Source organism: Streptomyces sp. NPDC091377 (assembly GCF_044757045.1).
Classification (GTDB): Bacteria; Actinomycetota; Actinomycetes; order Streptomycetales; family Streptomycetaceae; genus Streptomyces.
On sequence record NZ_JBIVUE010000028.1, the window covers coordinates 1 to 15478 of the forward strand.

At 72.2% G+C, this 15478-nt stretch carries 13 protein-coding genes and 1 riboswitch; of the genes, 10 read left to right on the top strand and 3 right to left on the bottom strand.

Annotated features, from left to right (window positions below):
- Positions 1-557 precede the first annotated feature (557 nt).
- The 8 genes from ACIQNG_RS36240 to ACIQNG_RS36275 all read left to right on the top strand — a co-directional run bounded on the left by ACIQNG_RS36240 (position 558) and on the right by ACIQNG_RS36275 (position 9032).
- Positions 558-1526, top strand: coding sequence for a hypothetical protein (locus tag ACIQNG_RS36240; RefSeq protein WP_401491121.1), 969 nt, complete (start codon positions 558-560; stop codon positions 1524-1526).
- Positions 1523-2545, top strand: coding sequence for a cysteine synthase family protein (locus ACIQNG_RS36245; protein ID WP_401491123.1), 1023 nt, complete (start codon positions 1523-1525; stop codon positions 2543-2545). Before ACIQNG_RS36240 ends, ACIQNG_RS36245 begins: the two co-directional genes overlap by 4 nt.
- Entirely contained in the window at positions 2542-3807 is a 1266-nt protein-coding gene (locus ACIQNG_RS36250) for an ATP-grasp domain-containing protein (protein WP_401491125.1), read from the top strand. The genes ACIQNG_RS36245 and ACIQNG_RS36250 overlap by 4 nt, the downstream gene beginning before the upstream one ends.
- Positions 3804-5099: an MDR family MFS transporter gene (locus tag ACIQNG_RS36255; RefSeq protein ID WP_401491126.1), complete on the top strand. Its 1296-nt coding sequence runs from the start codon at positions 3804-3806 to the stop codon at positions 5097-5099. The genes ACIQNG_RS36250 and ACIQNG_RS36255 overlap by 4 nt, the downstream gene beginning before the upstream one ends.
- 6 nt (positions 5100-5105) lie before the next feature.
- Complete coding sequence (locus ACIQNG_RS36260; protein WP_401491129.1) at positions 5106-5855, top strand: class I SAM-dependent methyltransferase; 750 nt, start codon at positions 5106-5108, stop codon at positions 5853-5855.
- A gap of 34 nt (positions 5856-5889) precedes the next feature.
- A riboswitch (cobalamin riboswitch) is annotated at positions 5890-6071 on the top strand.
- A gap of 29 nt (positions 6072-6100) precedes the next feature.
- Positions 6101-7150, top strand: a complete 1050-nt coding sequence (locus ACIQNG_RS36265) for an ABC transporter substrate-binding protein (protein ID WP_401491131.1) — start codon at positions 6101-6103, stop codon at positions 7148-7150.
- Positions 7147-8244: a FecCD family ABC transporter permease gene (locus tag ACIQNG_RS36270; RefSeq protein WP_401491133.1), complete on the top strand. Its 1098-nt coding sequence runs from the start codon at positions 7147-7149 to the stop codon at positions 8242-8244. The genes ACIQNG_RS36265 and ACIQNG_RS36270 overlap by 4 nt, the downstream gene beginning before the upstream one ends.
- Complete coding sequence (locus ACIQNG_RS36275; protein ID WP_401491135.1) at positions 8241-9032, top strand: ABC transporter ATP-binding protein; 792 nt, start codon at positions 8241-8243, stop codon at positions 9030-9032. Before ACIQNG_RS36270 ends, ACIQNG_RS36275 begins: the two co-directional genes overlap by 4 nt.
- 18 nt (positions 9033-9050) lie before the next feature.
- Here ACIQNG_RS36275 and ACIQNG_RS36280 read toward each other — a convergent pair whose 3' ends face one another.
- A complete protein-coding gene (locus tag ACIQNG_RS36280) occupies positions 9051-9578 on the bottom strand; it encodes a DinB family protein (RefSeq protein WP_401491137.1) in 528 nt (175 codons plus the stop codon).
- 25 nt (positions 9579-9603) lie between these two features.
- A complete protein-coding gene (locus ACIQNG_RS36285) occupies positions 9604-10494 on the bottom strand; it encodes a methyltransferase domain-containing protein (RefSeq protein ID WP_401491140.1) in 891 nt (296 codons plus the stop codon).
- A 421-nt stretch (positions 10495-10915) separates the two neighbouring features.
- Between ACIQNG_RS36285 and soxR the strand changes: the two genes are divergently transcribed.
- Positions 10916-11419 (top strand): redox-sensitive transcriptional activator SoxR, encoded by a 504-nt coding sequence (gene soxR / locus ACIQNG_RS36290; RefSeq protein ID WP_401491254.1) that lies wholly within the window; start codon positions 10916-10918, stop codon positions 11417-11419.
- Positions 11420-11591: 172 nt separating this feature from the next.
- Entirely contained in the window at positions 11592-12203 is a 612-nt protein-coding gene (locus tag ACIQNG_RS36295; protein ID WP_401440534.1) for a nucleoside/nucleotide kinase family protein, read from the top strand.
- Between the two features lie 71 nt (positions 12204-12274).
- Here ACIQNG_RS36295 and ACIQNG_RS36300 read toward each other — a convergent pair whose 3' ends face one another.
- Positions 12275-15307, bottom strand: coding sequence for a family 16 glycoside hydrolase (locus tag ACIQNG_RS36300; protein WP_401491143.1), 3033 nt, complete (start codon positions 15305-15307; stop codon positions 12275-12277).
- Positions 15308-15478: the final 171 nt, after the last annotated feature.

Here is a 15478-nt window from a genome sequence, read left to right on the forward strand (position 1 = left end):
TCACCACCACCGCCGCCAGCCCGTCCGGCACCGCCGCCCGCAGATCCGACCCCAGACCCACCCGCTCCACCGGACGCCGCTCCCGCACCGACCTCACTGACATGCCGGGGGATTCCGGCGGCGTCTCTGGCAGCATTCCGGGGCCTCCTGGGCATGGACCAGCGGCGGACACGGTGCGGGTGCGTGCTTCGGGCGAGACTTCAGCTTGGACTAGACCAACCCGGATCTTCGAGGCCAATTCCAGCCAGCACGATTCCCGCCACCGCGGCGCGGCGGTCTTCGTGACGCCCACGGCATTCCGGCATTCCGTGCGACTCCCGTGGCTCCCCCGGCCCCATGGCTCCCCCGGGGCTCGTCCCCATCCGCCCCCCGCGCACCGTACGCCTCACGGCAACCACCCACATCAGGACAACTCATTGATGTGCCTCTGCCGCAGCGGAGCGCACCCGCCTACGCTTCTGTGTGGTGCCCCGCGGCGGCCGGTGTGGTGAAGGTGTCTGCGGGGCACACGGGTTGTCCGGACGGCACCACGGCACACGTACCGCCGCACCTCGCCCTTGGTCGCGGTTCAGCGCTCGGACCAGGAGGTGGAGGCGGTGGAGGCGTACGTGGGCACACGGGTGCCGGTCATGTCCGCGCACCGGCGGCTCGACGGGCCGGCGGGGCGGGCGCAGACCGTGTCCGGGGTCTGCCACGGCACCCTGGGCGAGCTGTACCAGGGTCCGCTCAAGGCCGGCGGGGAGCCGGACATCGCGTTGGTGTCCTTTCCCGTGGACCGTCATTCCTGGGTTCATTTCACGCCATCCGCGGAGCCGTCGAGCACGCCGGTCCTCGGGGCGAAGGCGGCGACGGCGGCCCGGCTCTTCCTGGAGCACTACGGGCTGACGCTTCCGCCGGGCCGCTGGGGCGCGCACTCCGATCTGACCGTGGGCGTGGGAATGGCCAGTTCGACGGCCGACATCGTGGCCACCCTGCGCTGTCTGTTCCGGCTCTTCGCCCTGCCGTACGACACGGAGGTGGTGCTCGGTGTCCTCGCGCGGATCGAACGGGCGGACAGTGTCTTCCTGGACGAGTTCGCGCTCCATCTCAGTGCCCGGCACCGGGTGGTGCGGCGGCTCGGCACGGACCTCGGCTTCCACACCGCGTACATCACCGAGCCCGGCACGGTGGACACCGCCGCCGTCACCGAGGTGCTGCTCGCGCACTACCGACGGCGGGGCGCCCCGTACGAGCGCTGTCTGACGGATCTGCTCAGGGGTTTCACCTCGGGCGACCCGGCGGCCGTGGCGCGGGCGGCCACCGCGAGCGCCGCGCTGTCCCAGGAGGTGCTGCCCAAAGCCACGTTCGAGGAAATCTCCGCCCGGCGGGAGCGGTTCGGTGCCGACGGGATCTTCGTCGCCCACACCGGCTCCCTGATCGGTTATCTCTTCACGCGCCGCCCCGGCGCCGACACCACTTCCGAACTGTCCGCCTTCTTCCACTCGCTCGGCCACCAGTGCTCATTCGTCCAAGGAGGGTACGGATGATCCACCCCCACATCGCCGACGCCCTGAAGGTTCCCGACCTGGTACGGCTCACCGACGGCCTCGTGCTGATCCGGTTCGAGTCGATGAAGATCTACTCGGCGCTCGGCGCCGTCCGCAGTCTGCTGGACCGGGGCGCGATCCGGCCGGGACAGACCCTCGTCGACAGCTCCAGCGGCATCTACGCCTACGCGCTGGCCCTGGCCTGCCACCGCCACGGCCTGCGCTGCCACATCGTCGCCTCCACCACCGTGGACACCACCACCCGCGCCCAGTTGGAGATCCTCGGCGCGACCGTCGAACAGGTCAGGGCCTCGCCCGATCTCAAACTGGACCAGGAGCTACGGGTGCGGCGGGTGCGGGAGATCCTCGCCACCCGCCCCGATGTGCACTGGATGCGCCAGTACCACGACGACGTGCACTACCTCGGCTACCACGAGGTCGCCGACCGGATCACCGCCGCGTTCCCCGACCGACCGCTGACCCTGGTCGGCGGGGTGGGTTCGGGTGCTTCGACGGGCGGACTCGTGGAGCGGCTGCGGGCCACCGACCCCACGGTACGGCTGGTGGGTGTCCAGCCGTTCGGCAGCATCACCTTCGGCAGCCAGGATCATCACGACCCCGAGGCGATCATCGCGGGCATCGGCTCGTCCATCGTGTTCGACAACGTCCGCCATCAGCTCTACGACGGCCTGCACTGGATGGACTTCACCCACGCCATGTCCGGGGCCGTCGCCCTGCTGCGCGAGCACGCCGTGTTCGCCGGTCTGTCCACCGGCGCCGGATATCTGGCCGCCGCGCACGAGGCCCGCCGCCACCCCGACCGGCTCCATCTGGTCGTCGGCGCCGACACCGGCCACCGCTATGTGGACCGCGTCTTCGCCCGACACAGCGAGGCCCTCGACCCCGCCGCGCTGAAACCCGTAGAGGTCGCCGCCCCCGAGGAGATGTCCATGCCCTGGTCCACGATGGCCTGGCACCGTACCCCCTGCCCGGTCGAGTGGAAGGAGCGCGCGGCATGACCGTGGTCTGCCTGGAGGCGCTCACCTTCGGACTGGGACATCTCGTCCGGGCCGCCGAAGGGCTCGGCGAGCGCCTGGTGCTGCTGACCCGCGATCCCGCCTACTACGCGTACGAGCTGGAACGGCTGCCCGCCGGTGCGCTGGACGTGGTGGAGACCGACACCTTCGATGTCGACGGGGTCGCGGAGCGGCTGCGCGGCACACCCGAACTGCGCGGGCTGATCAGTTCCACCGACACGTGGATGCTGGTCGGCGCCGAGTTGGCCGCCCGGTTCCGGTTGCCGGGCCTCGACCCCGAGGTGCTGCGGCTGACCCGGGACAAGGCGGCCGTACGGAATCTGCTGCACCGGGCCGGGCTGAGCCGGGGCCGGGCGGTGGACTCCACGGACCTGGCCGACGCCCCGGGGCAGGGGCAGGGAGGTGGGCTGCGGGAGGCGGTGCTCAAGGAGGTCGGGCTGCCCGCCGTCCTCAAGGACTCGGCGGGGACCGGCAGCCAGAACGTCTGGCTGGTGCGCGACGAGAGCGAACTCGACGCGGTACTGGTCGAGTCGGCGGGCCGGCCCCTGAAGGGCCGGCTGTTCGCCGAGCCCTACTTCAGCGGTCCGATCTACAGCGCCGAGACCCTCACCTGGTCGGGCCGGACCCGGCTGCTCGGGGTGTCCAGCCGGCTGATGTCCCCGGAGCCGTACTTCCGTGAGGAGATCACCGCGTTCCCCGTGGCCTTCCCCGAGGGTCGACGGATCGCGCTGGAGCGCCGGCTGGACGAGGTGCTCGCCGCCATCGGGTACACCGACCGGTTCGCGCATGTGGAGTTCGTGCTGACCACCGACGGTCCCGAGGTGGTGGAGGTCAACCCGCGGATCGGGGGCGCGCTGGTCGGCGAGGGGCTGTGCCGGGCGCTGGGGGTGAATGTGTACGAGGCGATGGTCGAGGCCGCGCTCGGCCGCCGCCCCGGGCTGATGGACGCCGACCAGCCCGGCGGACCGGCCGTCGCCTTCGTCCTCGGCTACCCGTCGGCGCCCGGTGTGCTCACCGGCGTCGACGGTCTCGACCGGCTGGCGGACATGCCGGGATCACCCCTCTGGTATCCGGTCAAGCGCACCGGTGACCCCGTCGAGCATCTGGCGGACAGCCGGGGGTACGCGGGGATCGTGTACGCGGAGGCCGAGACGGCGGAACTGGCCACGCACCGGGCGGTGGCGGCGGCGAACGCGGTGCGGGTGCGCACGGAGCCGTTCCCGGACGCGGAACCGATCCCGTGACCGATCCGGTCACCGGTCCCGTGACCGAACCGGGGGCGGAGCGCGCCGGGCGGGCGGCCGGGGCCCGTCCGGCGCGCTCCCCGCTGGGCCGGCTCACCGCTCCCCTGCGCTTTCTGCTGCTCAGCTCGTTCCTGATCCCGCTCGGCAGCTTCATGGTGCTGCCGTTCATGTCGGTGTTCCTGCACGAGCGGCTCGGGATGGGGCTCGGCACGGTCGGGGTGGTGCTCGCGGTGGCGTCGCTCGTGCAGTTCTCCGGCGGGATCGCGGGCGGCGCCCTCGCGGACCGGATCGGACTGCGCCGCACGATGCTGTGGGCGCTGGTGATCCGTACGGCCGGGTTCGTCGGTCTGCTCCTCGCCCTGCGCTGGCCGCCGCTCGCGGTCGCCGCGCTGGTGCTGACCTGCTGCGGCGCGGCGCTGTATCTGCCCGCCAACAAGGCGTATCTGGTGCACGGTGTGGACGAGGAGCGCCGTCCGGCGTTCCTGTCGGCGGGGAACGCGGCGCTGAACGCGGGCATGGCGGTGGGTCCGCTGATCGCCGGGCCGTTCGTGCTGTCCTCGCCGGGCTGGCTGTTCGTCGCCGTCACGGCCCTGTTCGTCCTGGTCACGGCGGGCCACAGCAGGCTCCCGGAGACGGGCGGGGACCGGTCGGCGGACGGCGGGGGCGAGCGGCAGGGCCTGCTGACCGGGGTGGCGGTGCTGCCGTTCGCCGCCAATCTCATCGCCTTCTATCTGTACTTCCACTTCCAGCACTTCCTCGCGGTGTACGCGGTCGAGCGGGCGTCCAGCGCGTTCTACAGCCTGGTCCTGCTGCTCTGCTTCACCCTGGTGATCGTCGTCCAGCCGTTGGCGTCCGGGCTGATCCGGCGGATGCCGTACGCCACGGCCCTCGTGGTCGGCTTCACGGGGCTGGCGGCCGGGCTCGCCGTGCTGGCGATCGGCACCCGGCCGGCGCTGCTGGCAGGCGGGGCGCTGATCACCCTCGGCGACATCGTGCTGTTCCTCAAGAACGACCTGGAGGCGCTGGCGCGCAGCCGGCGCTCGGACGCGGTGGTCTTCGGGCAGCAGCGGCTGGCCGCCGGGCTCGGCGCCTGCGCGAGCGGGGTGGTCGGCGGTCAGCTCTACAGCCTCGGCGAACAGGCCGGGAGCACCGGCTGGTTCTGGCTGCTGGCCGCCGTGCAGTGCGCGCTGCTGCCGCCGGTGCTGATCGCGCTGCGCGGTCGCGACACCGTGCCGGACCCCCTCCCGCACGGCTCCACCGATTCCCCCACGGCGACACCGAAGGAGACATGAGGCCGTATGACACGGACCGGCGGATTCCAGGACGACGACTTCTGGATCGAGTTCCACGACTTCCTCTTCTCCGAGCAGCGCCACACCCAGGCGGAGGAACTGCTGGCGACCTCACCGCTGCTGGCGTTCCCGTCCGGCGCGCGGGTGCTGGACCTGTGCTGCGGTCCGGGGGTGTTCACGGTGCCGCTGGCACGGCGCGGGCACCAGGTGACGGGCGTCGACCTGAGCCCGGCCCTGCTGGAGCGGGCCCGCAAGCACACCGCCGACGCGGGGGTCCAGGTGACGTATGTGCGGGCCGACGCGCGCGCGTACACGGAGCCGGCCGCCTTCGATGTGGTCCTCAACATGTTCACGTCGTTCGGATACTTCGAGGACCCGGCCGACAACGCGCGGGTGCTGCGCACGATGCGGGACTCTCTGGTGCCCGGGGGCACGCTCGTGCTGGATCTCGCGGGCAAGGAACTGCTGGCCCGCCGGGTCACCCCGCCGAAGGTGGTGCGGCGCGGGGACGATCTGATGGTGCAGACGGACTCCGTGCTGGACGACTGGGCGCGGCTGAGCAGCGAGTGGGTGCTGGTGCGGGGCGAGCGGGTGACGCGGGCCACCCTCGTGTGGTTCGTGTACAGCGCGGTGGAGTTGCGGCGGATGGCCGAGGAGGCGGGGTTCGGCCGGATCGAGGTCTTCGGCGGCTTCGACGGCCGTCCCTACGACGAGAACGCGGAGCGGCTGGTGCTGCGGGCGGTGCGGGAGGAGTGAGGCGGCGGGGGCCTGCCTTGGGACACCTGGTGGGCAGACCGTAGGATCAGCGGGTCATCGCCGCGACGGGAATCAGGAAGCCGGTGCGAATCCGGCACGGTCCCGCCACTGTGACCGGGGAGTGCACCCTTCACCACGCCACTGCGCGCCGCGCGGGAAGGCGAGGGGAACGTCGATCCGGGAGTCAGGACACTGGCCTGTCGCGGGCCCGATCCTAGGAGCGCGGACTCCCCAGGAGGCTTCACGTGTACGACGGCCTGTCCCGTCCCCCGCTGTCCACCCCTGCCCGTCGTCGCCCGGCCCTGCGCGCGGCGGCCCTCGCCCTGTCGGCCGCGCTGCTGGCCGCCGGCTGCGGTTCCTCCGGGAACGGCGCCGACGGCGAGGCCGGTTCGTCCGGTGCGCCGGGCTCGGCCGAGGGCTTTCCCGTCACCGTGGAGAACTGCGGTGTGAAGACGACGTACGACGAGCCGCCGTCGCGGGTCGTCACCATCCATCAGCACCCCGCCGAGCTGCTGCTGGCGCTGGGGCTGAAGGACAGGATGGTCGGCACCGCCTTCCCCGACTCGGCGGTGCTGCCGGAGCTGGAGAAGGACTACGAGGCGATCCCCGAGCTGGCGAAGAAGGAGCCGTCGTTCGAGACCGTGCTGGAGGCCGAGCCGGATCTCGTCTACGGCGGGTACGGCAGCGCCTTCGCCGAGAACGAGGGCCGCTCGCGCAAGGCGTTCACGGACGCCGGCATCGACACCTACCTCAACCGTGAGTACTGCGGCGGCGAGAAGGGGGTGACGATGCGGGACACCTACGACGAGATCCGCACCGTCGGGAAGATCTTCGGGGTGCCGGACCGGGCCGACGCGCTGGTCGCCGACCTCCAGGACCGGGTCGGCGAGGCGTCCTCGGCGGTGAAGGGCGAGTCGAAGGTGCCGGTGTTCGTGTACGACAGCGGCGACAAATCGGCGTTCACGGCCGGTGGCAAGGGGCTGGGCAGCGAGCTGATCGACCTCGCGGGCGGCGAGAACGTCTTCGCCGACCTGGACGAGGTGTTCGGGGACGTCTCCTGGGAACAGGTCGTCGAGCGCAAGCCCGAGGTCATCGCCATCTACGACTACGAGGGCGCGGGCAACGTCGAGCGCAAGAAGGAGTTCCTGCTCGGGCAGCCGGCGCTCGCCGAGGTGCCGGCCGTGAAGAACAAGCGGTTCGTCGTGCTGCCGCTGACCGCGACGCTGGTCGGCATCCGGTCGGCGTACGCGGTCGAGGATCTCGCGAAGGCGCTGCACCCCCAGAGCGTCCGGTGACCGTTCCGGTCACGGGGAGGTCCACCACCGTGAAGGGGCCGGGCCGGGCCGGCCGGGCCACGCTCGCCGGCACCGTGGCCGTTCTGGGTGTGCTGCTCGTGGTGTCCGCCACGGCGGGCCTCGCGATCGGTTCGGTGCAGGTGCCGCCCGGCCAGGTGTGGGGCATCGTCACCCACGCGCTGGGCGCCGGCTGGACCGAGCCCGACTGGTCGGGCGCGCGGGAGACCATCGTGCTGGACGTGCGGGCGCCGCGGGTGCTGCTGGGCGCGGTGGTCGGCGCCGGGCTCGCGGTGGTGGGCACCGCCATGCAGGCCCTGCTCCGCAATCCGCTCGCCGAGCCGTATCTGCTGGGCGTGTCCTCGGGGGCGTCCCTCGGGGCGGTCCTGGTCATCGTGTTCGGGGTGAACCTGCTCGGCACGGTGTCGCTGTCGGCCGCCGCGTTCGTGGGTGCCCTCGGCGCGCTGCTGCTGGTGTACGCGACGGCCCGTTCCGGCGGGCGGATCACCTCGGTGCGGCTGGTGCTGGCCGGGGTGGCGATCGCGGCCGTGCTGACCGCCCTGCTGGATCTGCTGCTGCTCACCACCGACCGGGGCAATCAGGCGCGTGAGGTGCTGGCCTGGACCCTGGGCGGGCTGGGCGGTGTCAACTGGGGCATGCTGTGGCTGCCGAGCACCGCCCTGGCGTCGGGCATCGGGATTCTGCTGGCGCAGGCCCGCAATCTGAATCTGCTGCTGGCGGGTGAGGAGGCGGCGACCACGATGGGGCTGGACGTGGCCCGGTTCCGGGCCCGGATGTTCGTCCTGCTCTCCCTGATCACCGGGGTGCTGGTGGCGGCGGCCGGGCCGATCGGGTTCGTCGGTCTGATCCTGCCGCACATCGTGCGGCTGTTCGTGGGCGGCGACCATCGCCGGGTGCTGCCGACGGCCGCGCTCGGCGGGGCGGTCTTTCTGATCTGGGCCGATATCGCGGCACGGACGGTCGCCGCGCCGCTGGAGATCCCCGTCGGGGTGCTCACGGCGCTGTGCGGGGGGCCGTTCTTCCTGTGGCTGATGCGCCGGGACGCCCGGCGCGGCACGGAACGAGGTGCGGTATGACGGCGACCGAACTGGCCGTCTCGGGGGTGACTCTCACCGCGGGCGCCCACCGGCTGGTGCGGGATGTCTCCCTGACCGCCGGCGCGGGCGAGGTGGTGGGCCTGGTCGGCCCCAACGGCAGCGGCAAGTCCAGTCTGCTGCGGGCCGTGTACCGGGTGCTGCGTCCGGCGAGCGGCGAGGTGCGGGTGGACGGTGCCGACGCCTGGGCGCTGCCCGTGCGGCAGGTGGCCCGTACGGTGGCGGCGGTGGTCCAGGAGGCGGGCGCCGACTTCGATCTGACGGTCCGTGAGGTGGTGGCGATGGGCCGTACCCCGCACAAGCGGCTCCTCGACGGGGACACCGCCGAGGACGCGCGGCTCATCGAGTGGGCGCTGGACGCGGTGGACGCCGTGGAGCTGGCCGGCCGCCCCTTCGACCAGTTGTCGGGCGGGGAGCGCCAGCGGGTGCTGATCGCCCGCGCCCTGGCCCAGCAGCCGTCGCTGCTGGTGCTGGACGAGCCGACCAATCATCTCGACATCCGCCACCAACTGGACGTCCTCGGCGCCCTGCGGCGCCTTCCCGCGACGGTGCTGGTGGCCCTGCACGACCTCAACCTCGCCGCGTACTACTGCGACCGCCTCTACGTCCTCGACGGCGGTGTGATCACCGCGTCGGGGCCGCCCGTCGAGGTGCTCACCCCCGGGCTGCTGGCCGAGGTGTACGGCGTGGCGAGCGAGGTCACGGTCCATCCGCGTACGGGGGCGCCCCAGGTGACGTTCCTGCCGTCGGAGGTGGTCCGGCCGGTGTGACGGGGCGCTCCGGCCGGTTCAGTGCCGGGACGCGGTCCGCAGCAGGCGCAGTTGGCCGATCTCGGCCACGTTCTTCATGAGTTCCGCGGTGGCCCAGGCGAGGGTGTCGGCGAGGGTGCGCTCGGGGTCGTCCTGCCAGGGGAGCGGCCCCGCGGGGCCGTCGAGATCGGCTTCGGTGAGCTGCTCCAGCCCGCCCCGCCAGTCCTCGCCCAGGGCGCGCAGCCAGGCGACGGCGTCGTCCGGCCCGGGCCACACGACGTCCGTCCGCGCGCGGGGGGTGCGGCCCCGCACCTGGTCCGTGGTCGCGCCCAGCCACCAGCCGAGGTGCCAGCTCACCCAGCCCGCGGTGGGGACCGGTACCGGGTCGGGCTCGGTGTCCGCCCAGTCGGGCACCCAGGTGCCGGTGGCGTCCTGCCGCAGCGTCCAGCACAGCCCGGCCGGCTCCCACAGGAAGTCGTCGGCCGTGAGCCGCTCCAGGTGGTACTCGAACAGCGCCCATGCCAGCTCGGACTGCCGGCGCAGCAGATCATGTCGGGATGAACTCATCGGGCGACCCTGGCAGAGGGGCCGGTCACCCGCAACGCGTTTTCCCGGGGCCGATGTCATGAGGGTCGCCGTGCAGCGGGCGGTAGACGGTGGCGAGCACGGAGACGGTGACCTCGGGGGAATCGGCCGCTTCGATGTGTGAGGGGTTGAGGTGGCGGGCGCTCGGTGTCATCCCCAGCAGGGCCGAGGTCTGCGGTGCGGTGAGTGCCATGGCGTACTCGACCCGCTCGGTGCGCTCCGCGGTGAAATAGGGGGTGAGTGCCCGGTGCAGGCGCTGTTCCTTTCCCGGGTCGACATCGACCATGCCCGGGGTCCGCTCGCGCAGTTCGCGCAGGTGCCGTCCGGTGGGGCGGACCACGATCAGCCGTCCGGCGGGTCGCAGCACCCGGTGGAACTCGGCCGGGTTGCGCGGGGCGAACACGTTCAGGACGACGTCGGCGGTGCGGTCGGCCAGCGGGAGGGGACGGTACAGGTCCCAGGTGGCGGCGGCGGCCCGGGAGTGGGTGCGGGCGGCGCGGCGCAGGGCCCGTACCGAGGTGTCGAGTCCGAGGCCGTGGGCGTGGGGCGCCCGGTCGAGCACGCCGGCCAGGTAGTGGCCCGTGCCGCAGCCGGCGTCCAGGACCGTGCCGCGTTCGGGCAGGGAGCGGGCCGCCAGGTCGGCCACGGTGCGGCGGATCGGCGCGTACTTGCCGGTGGCGAGGAACTGTTCCCTGGCGCGGGCCATGGGGGCGTCGTCGCCGCTGCGGGCACGGGTGCCGGTCAGCAGGCTCACATAGCCGTGTCGGGCGATGTCGTAGGTGTGTCCGTCCGGGCAGCGCAGGGCGGTGCCGTCGAGGTGCAGGGGGCGGTTGCGGCAGGCGGGGCAGCGGAGCAGGTCGAGCGAGCGGCGCAGGGCAGGGGGGAACGGCGTGGGCATGAGGCACTCCGGCGGGTGACGGGAAGCGGGGAACGGGCGTGCCCGACCGCGCTCCGGGCCCGGGTCACCTTCGGGGTGACGCTCCGGGAGGGGGGCGGTACGCGGGCACGTCGATGAGGGCGGTGCCGTCCGGCGCCGCCCTCATCCGCTTCCGGTCAGACGAAGCAGTAGTACGGGGTGCTCATGCAGTCCATCCGGCGATTCTAGGCATCGCGTCGCGCAGCGGGGCACGGGCCCGTTCGGTTCGCCCGGTGGCTGCGAGTCTGCCGATTGACCTCAACCTTGGTCGAGGTGGTGGGGTGGGTGTGTCGGCCCGGGCCCGCTGGGCCGGGTGCGGTCGGTGGTGGTCGCGTCGCTCGCCATGCGCGCTTCCATGGGCCGGCCGGTCATCTCGTCCGCAGACCTGGAGGTCATCTTGCTCGTGTGTTCGGAGGATCCGCTCACCGTCGGAGAGGTGGTCCGCCGAACCGGCGTGCCGGTTTCGGCCCTGCACTTCTACGAGCGCCAGGGACTGATCTTCGCGGGGCGCAACAGCGCCAACCAGCGGCGGTATCCACGCCATATGCTCCGCCGTATCTCCCTGATCATCGTGGCCAAACGGCTCGGGGTGCCGCTGTCCGACGTGGCGGCCGTCTTCGCCACCCTGCCCACCGACCGGGCACCGGAGCACGACGACTGGCGGCGGGTCTCGCTGATCTGGAAGCGGCAGTTGGAGGAGCGGCGCCGGGCCATCGAGACCCTGGAGCGCGAACTGACCGGATGCATCGGCTGCGGCTGTCTGTCGATGCGGGCCTGTCTGCTGCTCAACCCCGACGACACGCTGTGCCACCAAGGGCCCGGCCCCGTCCGGCTCCAGAACGGTGCGTCCGTGGGCCGCCCCGCTCGGCGGCGGCCCTGCCAGGAGCAGGGCGATCCGCCCGGGTGAGGCCCGTACGCCGTGGGGTCGGGCCGGACAGGCGGGCGTACGCTGCTCAGCGGGCCGGGACACCGGCCGGTACCGGCTCACCCACGGATCAGGGGGTTGTCTCTTGGCGGCGCAGGCACCGCGGGACGGCGACGCGACGACGGCGCCGGGGCCTTCGGCGGTCGACGGGGCGGTGGACGCCCTCGCGGCCCGGGCACGCGCCCTGGCGGCGGACTCACCCCGCACGATCATCGGGATCGCCGGGCCGCCGGGGGCCGGGAAGAGCACCCTCGCCGAGGCGCTGGTGGCCGCGCTCGGCCGGGACGTGGCGGTGCTCGTGCCGATGGACGGCTTCCATCTCGCCGACGCCGTGCTGACCTCGCTCGGCCGGCGCGAGCGCAAGGGGGCGCCGGACACCTTCGACGCGGCCGGGTACGTGGCCCTGCTGCGGCGGCTGCGTGCGGCCGGGCCCGATGTGGTCTACGCGCCCGCGTTCCGCCGCGATCTGGAGGAACCGATCGGCTCCAGCGTCCCGGTACCGCCGGACCTCCCGATCGTCGTCACCGAGGGCAACTACCTCCTGCTGGACAGCCATCCCTGGTGTCAGGTGCGGGAGTTGCTGGACGCCGCCTGGTTCCTGCGGCTGGACGAGACGGTACGGCTGGAGCGGCTCGTCGCCCGCCATCTCGCGTACGACAAGTCGCCCGCCGCCGCCCGGGCCTGGGCGCAGGGCAGCGATCAGCGCAACGCGGAGACGGTCGCCGGGTCGCAGCGGTACGCCGATCTGGTCGTCCGGATGTCCTGACGGCGCCCCTGACGCCGCCCGACGGCCCCCGGTCCGGCGCCGGGGGCCGTCGGTTCCTCGCGCTCCGGCCGTCAGTGCGTCGGCTGGATCCAGATGCTGCGGAAGCGGACCTTGTTGCCGTGGTCCTGGAGGCGGACGGAGCCGGTGAAGGCGCCCTCCGGGATGCTGCCGCCGGTGGGTCCGGTGACGGCCACGTCGTCGTGGACCTTGACGCCGTTCCAGACCAGGGTCACCCGGGCGTCCTCCGTCTTGCGGCCCTGGCTGTCGTAGCGGGCGGCGCGGAAGGTGAGGTCGTAGGACTGCCAGGTCTCCGGCGCCTTCGAGGCGTTGTGGTCGGCCGCCTTCTGGTGGTAGACGGCGGCGGCCTCGTCGGCGGCGAGCTTCGGTACGCCGAAGGAGTCGAGGATCTGGATCTCGTAGCGTTCCTGGAGGTAGACGCCGCTGTTGCCGCGGTCCTGGCCGGTCACGTCGTCGGGCAGTCGCGGGACGCGGAACTCCACATGCAGCTTGTAGTCGCCGAAGGACTGCTTGGTGCGGATGTCCCCGCAGCAGACCTCGATGGAGTCGTCGGCGGCGCGCGGCCAGGTCACCGCGCGGCCGTCGGTGTGCTGCCACTGGGACAGGCTGCCGCCGTCGAGCAGGTCGATCCGGGCGCCGGCCGGGTTGAGGTGCAGCATGTCGAGGTTGACATGGCCGTCGTCACCGTCGTCGTAGCGGTAGGCGATGGTGTTCGCGCCCTTGTCCAGGTTCAGCCGCTCGTTGTGGGTGGCCCAGGTGGTCCAGTTCCCGGTCGGTGGCAGTGCCGTCCGGCGGACCTTCTCGCCGTTGACGTAGACGCTGAGGTTCTTGGTGCCGTGGAAGGGGTTGGGGCCGTTGGCGTAGCGCAGTCCGACGTCGTAGGCGCCCTTCTTGGCGGTCTCGACGTGGAAGGTGGTGGCGGCGCCGGGGGTGCCGTAGGAGTCCACGAAGCCGCCGCCGGAGTAGCCCTTGTGTTCCGTGGCGACGTCGGCGCCGCCGGACAGCTTGGCCTCCTCCGCCTCGTAGGCGGTCGGGGTCGACCGGCCACCGGGGACGGCGTTGAGGGTGTACCACGCCTCGGTGCTCCACAGCGCGTCACCGTCGGCGGCGGTGAAGGGGCGCGGGGAGCGGAGGTGGACGACCCGGTCGGCGCGCAGGCCGGGGATCTCCAGGCGGACCTGGGTGCGGTCCTTGGAGACGACGGCCTCGGAGACGGCGAGCGGCTCCTCGTCGATCTTGGGGCCGCCGTACTGCGGGGTGGGTGAGTAGCGCCACTGCCGTACCTCGTAGCTCTGGGCGAGGTTCTGGGCGATCCGGTCGACGGTGGCCTGGGAGAGGGGGTCGGTGTACTTCAGGACGAAGCCGTCCTCGGTGGCGCGCATCGAGTGGATGTCGAACGCGTCGGTGCCGTTCGGGGTGAGCTTCTGGAGGCCGAAGCGGAGTTTGCCCTCCTGGCCCCAGTTGCCCTCGGCGCCCAGGCCGCCCGCGTAGATCGCGCCGTCGGGGCCGACGCTGATCCGGTTGACGCCGGCCTCCAGGCCCTGGGTGTGGCGGAAGACCGCGCCCTGGTACTCGCCGTCGACCTTCTCCAGGCTGGCCCGCTGGAGTCCGCCGTAGGTGACGTCCCCGAAGAGGATCTGCCCGGCGAAGGGGCCCTTCTTCAGGGTCAGCGGGGTGCTGGGCGAGTTGGCGATCTCGTTCTGCGGCAGCCACAGCACCGGCTTGGTCGCCGGGCGGTCGTCCCAGCGGCCGGGGACGCTGGTGGCGCCGTCCTGGTAGCGGGTGTAGTGGTTGAAGAAGCGGTCCTTCTTGATCTGGACCAGCTTGGAGGCGGGGAGCCAGCCGCCCTGGTTGTCGGTGACGAGGATTTCCTTGCCGGGGCCCCAGCCGATGCCGTTGGGCGTGCGCAGTCCGCCGGCGAGATAGGAGACCTTGCCGGTCCGCTTGTCGACCTTGACGGTGGTGCCGCGGTCCCTGGCGGGCTGGGGGTCGGTGGTGGCGCCGCCGTAGTTGATGGCCACGGACAGATTGAGGTAGAAGCTGCCCTTGTCGTAGAGCAGGCCGAAGGCGAACTCGTGGAAGTTGCCGCCGTAGGGCCAGGAGGCGAGCGTGCGGTACTCGTCGGTGACCTCGTCGCGGTTCGTGTCGCGCAACTCGGTGAGCTGGTGCTTCTCCGACACGTACAGCCGGCCGTCGACATACTTGATGCCCATGGGCTCGCGGAGCCCGGAGGCGACCTTCTTGGCGGTCACCTGGTCGGGGCCGGTGGCGCCGGTGACGTTGTCGAGGAGGTAGACCTCGCCGTCGGTGGTCTGGCTCTCGCCCCAGGTGGACACCACGAGCCGGCCGTCGGGCAGCCAGTCCATGGCGGAGACCTTGGGTTCGAAGCCGGCCGGGCGCAGATCGGTGAGGGTGTAGTCGGGGTGGACGCCGGCCAGCGGCAGTCCGTCGCCGGGGCTGTCCTGGCCGCTGACGCACTCCTTGCGGCCGGGGGCGGTGACCCGGACCACGTCGGCGTCCGTGCTGAGCGCCGAGTTGGGCACGAGGGTGAAGTCGGTGGCGCCGGGGGGCTTCCACTGGAGGGTGAGCTGCTGGCCGCCGCCCGCCTCGAAGTGCTCGATGAGCAACGGGTGCGCCCCGGCGCTCAGTCGGACGGTGCCGTCCTTGGGTTCGGCGCCGTGCAGCCCGTCGTGGTCGATGACCTGCCGGCCGTCCAGCAGCAGTCGGGAGCCGTCGTCGCTGATCAGCCGGAAGTCGTACGATCCGTCCTGGGGGACGTCGAGATAGCCGATGGCCTGGCTCATGAACCGGTCGGCCAGGCCGAAGTCGGCGTCGCTGGACCAGTCCACGACCGGCATGAGTTTGTCGACGTTGGGGGTCTGGCCCGCTTTCAGCTCACAGAGTTTCTTGAGCGGCGCCTGCAGATCGAAGACCCGCATCGTGACGCCGGGCTCCTGCGGCGGGATGTCGGCGGCCACGGCCCGGTCCGGCGGGTCGGCGGCGGGCGACCAGCCTCCGGCGACCAGCACGGCGAGCACAACTGCCGCCGTGCGTCTGGGGAATCGGCGGTACGACCGTGATCTCACACTTCCTCCTGGCACTGGGTCGGAGCGGGACGAGCGGCGGCTCGTCCGGGAGTGCGCGCAGTCGGCCCCCGCGAGGCAGGGGGCGTGAGCGGTGTTGCTTGCGCGATGGCACGGGTCTGTCGGCGACGGTGTGTCAGCTGGGGTGCGTGCTACAGGCACTCACATGCGGCA